The 10,158-nt window shown below is 43.8% G+C and carries 9 protein-coding genes; 7 read left to right on the top strand and 2 right to left on the bottom strand.

Annotation, left to right across the window (positions count from 1 at the left end; genetic code table 11):
* The 6 genes from ACX0G7_RS10085 to ACX0G7_RS10110 form a co-directional block, all read left to right on the top strand.
* A partial coding sequence (locus tag ACX0G7_RS10085; protein WP_458923336.1) for a vanadium-dependent haloperoxidase occupies positions 1 to 628 on the top strand: 628 nt, incomplete at its 5' end.
* 332 nt (positions 629 to 960) lie between these two features.
* Positions 961 to 1,653: a PKD domain-containing protein gene (locus ACX0G7_RS10090; RefSeq protein WP_458923337.1), complete on the top strand. Its 693-nt coding sequence runs from the start codon at positions 961 to 963 to the stop codon at positions 1,651 to 1,653.
* A gap of 168 nt (positions 1,654 to 1,821) precedes the next feature.
* The gene (locus tag ACX0G7_RS10095) at positions 1,822 to 2,589 is read left to right on the top strand and encodes a PKD domain-containing protein (protein WP_458923338.1); all 768 of its coding nucleotides are present in this window, start codon (positions 1,822 to 1,824) and stop codon (positions 2,587 to 2,589) included.
* A 275-nt stretch (positions 2,590 to 2,864) separates the two neighbouring features.
* A complete protein-coding gene (locus tag ACX0G7_RS10100) occupies positions 2,865 to 3,716 on the top strand; it encodes a hypothetical protein (protein WP_458923339.1) in 852 nt (283 codons plus the stop codon).
* 414 nt (positions 3,717 to 4,130) lie between these two features.
* Positions 4,131 to 4,598: a hypothetical protein gene (locus ACX0G7_RS10105; protein WP_458923340.1), complete on the top strand. Its 468-nt coding sequence runs from the start codon at positions 4,131 to 4,133 to the stop codon at positions 4,596 to 4,598.
* A gap of 269 nt (positions 4,599 to 4,867) precedes the next feature.
* Positions 4,868 to 5,488, top strand: a complete 621-nt coding sequence (locus ACX0G7_RS10110; protein ID WP_458923341.1) for a glycoside hydrolase family 19 protein — start codon at positions 4,868 to 4,870, stop codon at positions 5,486 to 5,488.
* A 105-nt stretch (positions 5,489 to 5,593) separates the two neighbouring features.
* Here the strand turns inward: ACX0G7_RS10110 and ACX0G7_RS10115 are convergent, their stop codons facing one another.
* Both ACX0G7_RS10115 and ACX0G7_RS10120 read right to left on the bottom strand, forming a co-directional pair.
* Positions 5,594 to 6,286: a 3-keto-disaccharide hydrolase gene (locus ACX0G7_RS10115; RefSeq protein ID WP_458923342.1), complete on the bottom strand. Its 693-nt coding sequence runs from the start codon at positions 6,284 to 6,286 to the stop codon at positions 5,594 to 5,596.
* Positions 6,287 to 6,455: 169 nt separating this feature from the next.
* The gene (locus ACX0G7_RS10120) at positions 6,456 to 6,587 is read right to left on the bottom strand and encodes a hypothetical protein (protein WP_458923343.1); all 132 of its coding nucleotides are present in this window, start codon (positions 6,585 to 6,587) and stop codon (positions 6,456 to 6,458) included.
* Positions 6,588 to 6,795: 208 nt separating this feature from the next.
* On the opposite strand from ACX0G7_RS10120, the gene ACX0G7_RS10125 reads away from it, so the two are divergent.
* Positions 6,796 to 10,044 carry a T9SS type A sorting domain-containing protein gene (locus ACX0G7_RS10125; protein WP_458923344.1) on the top strand — a complete coding sequence of 1,083 codons (3,249 nt, stop codon included), beginning with the start codon at positions 6,796 to 6,798 and terminating at the stop codon, positions 10,042 to 10,044.
* Positions 10,045 to 10,158 lie beyond the last annotated feature (114 nt).

The raw sequence follows: 10,158 nt of genomic DNA on the forward strand, positions 1-10,158 counted from the left end.
GGTAGCCCATACCCGCTCTGCAGATGAAACAGAGATTGGTGGGTTTTGGGTTGAACGCGCAAATATTGGTTGGAACCGTATGGCAAGGAACATCTTAAAATATAAAAACCTGGATGCATGGAAAACAGCCCGGCTATTTGCCTTATTGCATACGGCGATGGCTGATGGCATAACTGGTTGCCTGGAAGCGAAATATCATTATTTCTATTGGAGACCGGAAACAGCTATTCGCGAGGGGGACAGTGACGGTAATGACAATACACCCGGCGATGCTGCATGGCTACCCAGTTGGACAGATATCCCGAATGTTGATCCGGCGTTGAACACAAATACGCCGCCCTTACCCGATTATCCTTCTGCCCACGGTGCATTTGGAGGAGCCGCATCGGAAGTACTTCGTCTCTTCTTTGGTTCCGATAAAATAGATGTTGACCAGACAAGTACGACGTTGCCAAATGTAATACGCCATTATACAAGCCTTTCGCAGGCATCAAGGGATAATTGTTTGTCGAGAATTTATGTGGGTTACCATTTTCGCAAGGCAGTGTTCGAAGGTGAAGGCCAGGGGATTAAGATAGGGAACTATGTATTCCACAATCAATTCCGTGCGTTGCCAGAGAATGACTAAAGATAAAATCATGGGAATGCTGAAGCGCGCCTCATCATTAGAACAGATATCGTCTGGAAACCGGAATAACGGTCAAGAAAATTTTTCGGAAAAAAGGATACGGCTGACAATCGGATTCCCCATTAAATGCTTTAATACGTAGAATCATGTGCGCCTCTTGTAAAATCTTCGCGACCTGTTATGGAAACATGAACACATCGCATAGAATCATCGAAACGTCTTGCAGAATCAGCAACACATCGTATAGAATCATCGCAAGGTCTTGCAGAATGATCGCAAACTCTTGCAAAATCGCGAACACAACTCATAGAATCATCGCAAAATCCTGTAGGATGAAAACATCTATCCAATTATTTGCAATCGTGTTTGCCATTTTATCAACCACTGCTTGTAAAAAAGACACAGGTGGACCGATCGCCGCCAGGCTAACTGGTGCACAACCTCGGGAAACCGATAAGCTGCCAACGGCGAATGCAGGCCCTGATGTTTACGTAGTACCGCCCGCTGCATCATGCAAACTGTATGGTTCCGCGACAATTCATAAAAATGGTGTTGAACGCTGCATGTGGCTAAAAATCTCCGGGCCAGCTGTTTATAAAATCGACGAGCCGGAATCATTCAAGCCAACTGTTAGTGATCTGATCCGAGGTCTATACCAATTTGAGTTAACGATTATTGATGGAAAGGGCTTCACGGATGTAGATACCGTGACTGTTACCGTCGGAGAGCTTCCAACACCGAAGCAATCATTTAAAAATGTTTATTGGAACTCTGAAGGCCCAAATGGCACGCTGATGTGGGGCGCGGTGTTAACAATAAAAAATATTTATAGCTTCTTGCCGGTTGGTAGTAACATTTCAGTTATGATTAGTGCCGGAATTCCAGGTACCTGGACTGAGGCGTTAAAAGAGGGCGCCCCCGGCTCAGAAAATGCACTGTATTCTTTCGCGATTGATAGTTCTAACCTTTATGTGTGGTCAAATGCTGAAGAAACAGGTGCGGCAGATATGATGATTTATTATTGAACCCTCATGTTTTAAACAGAAGCTTTCATTTCATTTTTTTATTAATTGAAGAGGTTGACCATCCTGCTTTTACGCACTGGGCACTGCCCGTTACGAAGCCAATCGGCATCGCCGGCAAAGCTGTTCTTGCAATTAGCAACCCACTCACACAATGTAAAGTTTATCACTATGAAAAAAATACCGTTCCTCCTGGCATCGTTGATTTTCATTACTGAAATTTCCAATTCATGCAAGAAAGCCGATCAGGCAAGTTATATCAACGAACCTCCTGCACCTGCTGATCCACGAAAAAACAATAACCCGGTAAACGATTCTGCCTGGTGGACGGCTTCTGCCGGCCATGATCAAATGCTGGAATTGCCTGCAAATGAAATCATCTTACAAGGCAGCTATTGGTATAGCGGCCATAACAGACCGTCAAATGAAGTGAGCGTAAAATGGACAAAAGTGTCCGGGCCCGCTTCCTACTCCCTGGAAAACAAAGATTCACTACGAACAAAATTGAGCAACCTGGAAGAAGGGGTTTATTCGTTTGAATTAACTGTTGCGGATGCCCGATCTGCTAAATCAGATAAAGACACAACCTCAGTTATCGTCGGAAAGCTGTCATTATACCCAACAGAAATTGTTTTCAATGGTGTCAATATGATCTGTCCCTGGTACTGCGGATGGGAAATTGAAAAATTATATTCGCTGATACCCTCAAACAAGGTTTTTAAAATTTTTGTGCAAAGAAGTGGAATCAGTGAATGGAAAGAAGTACTGCTATATAGAAATGACGGAGATTATGAATACCATTACTGGATTGAAGAAAGAAGTCCGGATAATGCAGGGATGTACAATTACGGTAGTTTGTATATCTGGTGGTTTCCTGGTCAGGGCACTTCGGCCTCCTGGAATGATTTACCGGATGCAAGCGTAAAAATTGTTTATTGATTGAATCAGAAAGTACATAGCGTTATGTACGATAGTCCACTTTCGACATTCCTTTGGAATCGCCTGTTCCTGCCAGGCTACACGTCAATAACAAGTCCTGAGGTTCGGTTACGTGTTGATCTGCTGATTCCCGGCCAGCTATGGGAGCTTGCTTATAATTGGTGCCCTGCTAAAACAAATTCCTCATACATACTCACGAACATGCATAAATGCTCATGCTATTGCAAATTTGAAATCCGTCTGATATATTTGTGGAAAAAAGTACCCTACCCAACATGAAAACAACCTACCTTACCAGGGCATGTCTTGCCGTGCTCCTCTTCGCCACCATTGGTATTTCCTCCTGCGAAAAAGTGTCTGAACTGAATGAAGATATTGACGAATTGATTGACCAGACACTCGGAATCACCGCATTGTCCGAAGACCTGAGCAAAACCAGCAGTAATTTCAATGAAATTAAAGATCTTCTGATCGATGGCAAATCTGCCTCAACGGAGATAAGGGTAAATGTCTCTTCGGGTGTTCCTTACAGTTATACTCACAAGTGGTATACACTCTCAGGTTCAATGTGGACCATCAAAACCAACACTTACTCCGGCACAATCCCGAAGTCCTTTTTCACGAACACATCTTCTACTAACACGGTAAAGGTGAGCGTGCAAAACAACGTACCCAAGTTATTGGTCAACGGAAGCCTTGTTTCCAGTGGATCTTCTACCGGCTCCACCGGCGGTTCTACAGGCGGCAGCACAGGCACTGTCACACCAACCACGCAGACATTGATCGACCAGGTCCTTTCAGGTGATGCGTACGAAAAGAAAACGATTTCGTTTACACTGCCGTCTGGCGTAAAAACAATGGTAGTAAGGACCTCGGAAAATGCGACAGCCTATCGTAACACTGCTGACATGTTTGTACGCAAAGGTTCCGCGCCAATAGTCAACGGCCCTAAGCCGCCATCTTATACACCTGCATATTCCTGGACCGCAGATTTCGCAGGTGTTAACCCTAACCGCGAGGATGAAGTGTACACATTAAACAGTCCCGGATCAGGCACCTATTATGTTACACTATATGGTTACAACACTTATTTCAGCAGCAGGCTAACGGTTACTCTTACCAAATAGATTCAAACTTCATATTAGTCAAAGGGGCTGCCTCAAATTTGAGGCAGCTTTTTTGTGGAATGCTACATAATAAATCAGTGTTGAATTTCCTGGAATAGGCATGTACCAGTTGTTTGCCTGTTAATTCAATAGTCTTTAACCAGTTCGCTCGATTCACGCGGACCATTTGTTTTCTAGGCGCTGCTGGCTGATGTTGAAGATGGAGCGAAACTTAGCATTACGAAAAAGCCGGCGATCACAAAGTCAAAAGAAGATAGCGACAACAGCGGCCGTGCAGAGGTTGAGGAAGTATGGAGCAGGGAAGCACCGGCTTCGAAACCGCGAATATTAAGATTCGAAGTAAATCGGCATGGAAATGAAGGACATGCCAGGTGGGAACTGGGCGAATCGCGGCAAGATGATACTGACTTTTCAATGCAGTTTTCAAAGGACCAGGGAAAGTCGTGGAACAGTGTGGGTGTTTATATCAAAGGCCTGGAATTTAAATTTGACCTGGCAGGATTGCCAAGTGGAGAGGTGCTATTTGCTTTACTCGCTCATGATGGTTTTCATACCACTACATTTATTTCAAAGCCAGTTGATTTACCAAGAATGGTTCCGATTGTAAGTATCATGCATCCGATAAATGATAGTGTCTTTTTCGAAGGACAACCATTAAGACTTTGGGGTTCTATAACTTTGGATACAGTCGAACATGCTGAACGGAAAAGATCCAGGTGGTTGATTGATGGAAGTGAAATACAAACGGGTATTGATGGATGGGTTACAGCACCCGCGGCAGGAGAGCATAAATGTACGCTGATAGTAGATGATGAAGCTGGTGTTGCTGAAGTAACAGTTTCATTTGTAACGGAGAGAAGCCGGCAAGAAGGTGATAGTTAGTAGGTGGGTTTCATGTCGCGCCAGGTTTATTAAAAGGAAACTAATCGAGCCTGGCTGAGAACCAAATAAGTATTATATCTGAAATTGTTTATATTAGATTTAAATACACTTTGTAACAATTTTTTAGTACATAACTATAAAATCATTTGTAGCTCAATGTTTACGATTAGTCTGATACGGTGTTAATTATTAAAAATCAATTGCTTCAAAAAGCTTCGGATTAGCCTGCAAATATCTGCTACCATCATCCAAACCTAAAACTTAAAAATATGCTATCAACCGAACAAATGAAGACGGTTCTTCCAATGATGAATTGGGAAAAAGCGCAAACGTACATTCCGCATATCACTACCGTATTACCAAAATTTAATTTGGATACGCCGCTTCGTAAGGCGCATTTCCTGGCGCAGGTTGCGCATGAAAGTGGCGGACTTAAATTCTCTGCTGAAAACCTGAACTACTCAGCGCAAGGTTTACGAAGTGTTTTTGGAAAATATTTTAAGACCAATGACATTGCCGCATTGTATGCCCGCAAACCTGAAAAGATAGCTAATAGGGTTTATGCTGATAGAATGGGAAATGGTAATGAGGCTAGTGGCGACGGCTGGAGATTCAGAGGAAGGGGTTTGATTCAACTTACGGGAAAAGATAATTATCAACAGTTTGCCAAGGATTATGGTGTTGACTGTGTCAAAAATCCTGACCTGCTGCTTGATCCTGAATTTGCATTAGCTTCTGCCTGCTGGTTTTGGCAAAAACGAAACCTCAACACCTTTGCAGATAAAGATGATATTGTAATGGTGACAAAGAGGATTAACGGAGGCGTGAATGGCCTTAACGACCGGCAGCAATACCTCGATTCATTTAAGCGCATATACGAGATAACATAAGCTTATACAGGCCCAGCTTTCGTATCCGTCATATTAAGTTTGGGAACCTGATGATTTTACTGGCGACTACTTTTTGATACATGGAACGGATTATTTATTACCCAATCATAGTCTTCTTACTTTTATATTTTTAAGCCAGACTTTTTCACCATGATGCTGGAACATGATCAGCCCATCGGTCGATTTGCCAAAATTCGGATTTTCGCCATATTTACTTTTTGCAATCAGCGCTGTTATTTCAGGTGAGCCCATTTCGTATTCCACAACTTTGTTGCCGTTGAGCCAATGCTCAACATGATTGCCTTTTACAATCAGCTTTGCTGTATTATACTCACCAACGGGTTTCAATTTTTTGTGTTGTGGAACAATAAGATCATACAGTGATCCGGCAGAACGTATAGCAGCCGTGTCGTTAAACCCAATATCATCCAAAAGCTGCATTTCAAAATTATCAAGCCAGTTAGGGCTATTGCCATTATCTGATTGGTGGGCCAGAGTTTCCTTCATGTGAAAGAATATACCGCTGTTCCCGGCTTTAGATACTTTCCAATCGAAAACCAGCTCGAAATCTTTATAAGGTTCTTTCGTGACAAGATCAATATTGGGAACACCGGTTTGTGTAACGAGGGCGCCATTCTCAACTTTCCAGGCTTTAGCGGGAAAACTGTCCATCTGATAACCACGCAATTTGCTGGTTGAACCGCCATCAAATAAAGTTTCCCATTTACCAGTCTGAGCGTTGGCGACACTATTTATTAGGAGGATAAAGCTGATGCTGAATAATAAGAGGAGTTTCATAAAAAGCAATTAAATAGATTAAAAGAAAATCAGGGGGAGGTGCTATAAGAATACTTAAAACTAAACTTCCTTATTCATTTTACAGCGCAAAACCTCTCACAGGCTAAATAATCCGATTGCTGATTGGTATTCCGATGATGAGCGAATTAAATTGCCCGCAAGGACTGATTTAAATGGCAGGCAAGTATGGTCCGTTGATCTGTATGATGCCTCCTGGCATAAGATAGCAACCGAAGTCCTGGAACTCGCAGATGGAAGTTTTGTAATCGCTGGCATAACTGATCCAGCTCAGACCTCTCATTTTTGGCGAGATACGGCGTAATGAATGACTGGTACCCACGGCGGTAAGCCTGGCTTCATCACCACCTATCAGCTGAGATAAAGTTCAGTTTTTAGTTTGCAGTTTCCCGACCAGCCCTTAATTTGCCCCTCAATTCCATCCTCAGAATCTCCCCCGATCGACTCTGTTCACTCAAAACTGAAACGCAATCCTAAACCTGTCGACGGTCATGAATTATTCTGTAAGCCCCAAACTGAAAACTGCTGGTTCAACATCATGCACAGCAGCCTTTTTCCGCATAATTTTTTCAATAACATTTTCAATACTCTTGCTCCAGCCGTCCATTGGCCAGCCGCTGGGGATCAAGTCAGAGTTCTCATTCGGAGGATCGGGGCAAAATTGGGGTCCATTCCGCACTATCCGCGGTGATGGAAACAATTATTACACTTTGTATACACATTTCAGCAACATGGATGGTTTTGTAAGGTGGCGAATCTCAAAATTCAGCCCGAACATGGAACTGCTGAATTCGTTCGAGATTCCTTCCGCCACCCGTCAAAATACAAATACCGCAGCGGCGTTTATTCAGACCCCAGACCTTGGTTTTGTGTCTGCGGGATTTATAAGCGTTTCGCGCGCGAACGGCAGATCCGATTTCGATATCCGCATTGTAAAATCTTTACCCGGAGGAACAACTTCCTGGGAAAAAATCATCGGGGGAACCGGCGATGATCGTGCAATAGGAATCCAGCAAGAACCCAACGGAGACCTTTTGATACTTTGCAACGCCGACTCACCCGATGGCGATATTTTGAACGCTTCAGGCCAGTTGCAGGTCATACTTACCAGGCTTGACAGAAACGGAAATTTTATCTCGAAAAAAATCATTACGAATACTGGCCGGAATGAAGCCACTGCATTTATGAAAACTGCCGACGGAAACTATGTGATATCCGGCGCCAGCACAAATGAAATAAGGCCACCATACCTCGCAGAAAAAGGCCTCCTGATAAAAATGGCTGGCGATGGAACGATCAAGTGGCAGTCATCAATGAACACCACCAGTCAGCCTCACCGGTTCAACAATCTCGCAGAAGACAAAGATGGTAATCTTATTATTGCAGGGAAGATCTTCAGAGACACGTCAACCATCAGCGATGCATTGATTTGCAGGTTTGGTCAGAACGGAAACTTTATCTCGCATCAGTCAATCGGCGGAACCGCTGCTGACGAATTCAAATCCTTAGCTATCACCCCAACCGGGATCATCGTCGCCGGGGGATCAACCTATTCAAGAGACGGTGATATCTCAGATAACGTATATGGCCATGTGCTATTGGTAACAAGTATTCATCCTGATGGCCGATTTTATAATAGCTACCTGGGGCACGAATCATACAACATCGGCACTGTTGAAAATATTATCAACACACACGACAACAAGATCTATCTTATTACACAATCAAACTTCAACAATGTTTTCAAAAAGACCCGTATTGGGGTCACCGACGGATGGCTTGTTCAGCTTGGTATGCGTAATACTGTTTTTGCCAACGCTTATATAGATGCCAATCAAAACGGGATACAGGACACCGGCGAAAAGAATTTCAACTATGGCAAACTGCAGATTCAAAAATCCAGTGCCCAGGCACCGATAGAAAATAATTATGCATTCCGTAATCGCTTCGAAGCGATTCTTGATACCGGCGATTACGTATTGACTTTTCTGCCGGATCTTCCTCACTATACCGTCACGCAACCACCATCAAGATTTAGTTTCACTACTTACAATAATATTGATTCGATAAAGATTGCGCTGAGACCTGATGTTTCCAGGGCGGATCTTGAACTCTCACTTGCGTCACTCTCGTTCGCGCGACCGGGCTTCGATATGCAATATATACTCAAATACAAAAGCCTCGGCACAACGATCACCAGCAATACCACTATAACCTATATCAAAGACCGGAGGGTGCAGATTCTTTCAACCAGCCCTGCAGCATCGGTTGTGAGAGGAGACACCCTAACATGGAACATGGGCGCACTAAACCCAATGGATTCAGGATATATCAGCCTGATGACCAGGTTGAATGCACCTCCTGCAGTTGCCAATGGTGACACTATCATTTCAAAAGCCGATATTAATCATTCGGTGAAGGATGAAAGCCCGGGTAATAATACTGTTTTATTAAAACAGGTTGCGAGAGGTGCATACGATCCGAACGACAAAATGGAATTTCATGGTGGCAAATATGCCGCCACGGGTATTACCGGTGAGGGCATGATCTACCGGATCCGTTTTCAAAACACAGGAACCGATACTGCTTTTAATGTTGTTATACGGGACACCCTGCATGAAAATCTTGACTGGAATTCCCTGAGAATGATAGATGCCAGCCATCCCTATCGCCTGCTGACGAAAAATGGCAAGCATCTGGAATGGAAATTTTCAAACATCTTTCTGCCCGACAGCAACACCAATGAAAAAGCGAGTCATGGCTATATCCTGTTTTCAATCAGGCCTAAATCAACGCTAAAACCCGGCGATCAGATCAGCAATCGCGCCAGTATTTATTTTGATTTCAATCCACCCATAATCACAAATACGGCAACCACTATCCTGGCGGATATGCCACCATTAAATTTACCCAATCCCGAATTAACAGGACTGCAAAGCCCGTATTGCGGGAACCTAGGTATCCAGAGCCTGCAGATCGCTAACCACGGGTCCGTACCTGGTGCCACCATTGTAGTAACCATCGATGATAAACCCGTGGCAGTAGGCGCAAATGGACGCTTCAGCTTTAACGTTTCGGGATTGATTGCAGGGCTTCACGCTATCAAGGTAAAGTTTGTGCTCAACGCCAGTGCTTCTGAACTCAATCAGCAGTTTATTGTAACGGCGGCATTAACACCAATTGTAAAAATCACTTCCACCTCTACTGCAGTTGATGAAAGCTACCGGCCTATTCTATTGAGTGCCAATAATGCCGCTGCCGGCGGAAGCGCTGCGACATTTACATTTGCATTGAATTCTAAATTTGATCCTGCGTTTCGCGTTGAGAACAATATTAATACTGCGACCTTGTTCTCAACCCAGCTTAAAGCTGGTGAAAACTGGGTTTATGTACGCATGCGATCGTCTGAAACCTGCACCAGCTCACAGACGGCTATAGACAGCATAAAAATCACCAAACTTACTGTCACCGTCATTACAGACCCCGATAACCCTGCATCGGTGATCAGGACATATCCGAACCCGGCGAGCAATTACTTTATCATCGAGGGAGTACAAACTGGCGGCAGGTATTCGCTGCAGGTATTTGATGCAACTGGCAGACCTGTTAAAATGCAAACCCTGGAAGGACAGTCCTCATACAGGATCAGCCTGTTAAATATCACACCAGGCAACTTGTTTATCAGGTTATTTGATCTGAGGAAAAAGAGGTTGCTGGGGAGTAGTGTTTTGATAAGATGAGAACTTAAAGTAGAAGTCTAATCTCCTGCTACATCCCCTTAATGCGGCTGGGAATAATTATGTTGGAAATTTTGCTTCGGATCCGATTTCGATAACCACATCTAAAAGGTCAGC

Source organism: Flavitalea antarctica, assembly GCF_054461535.1.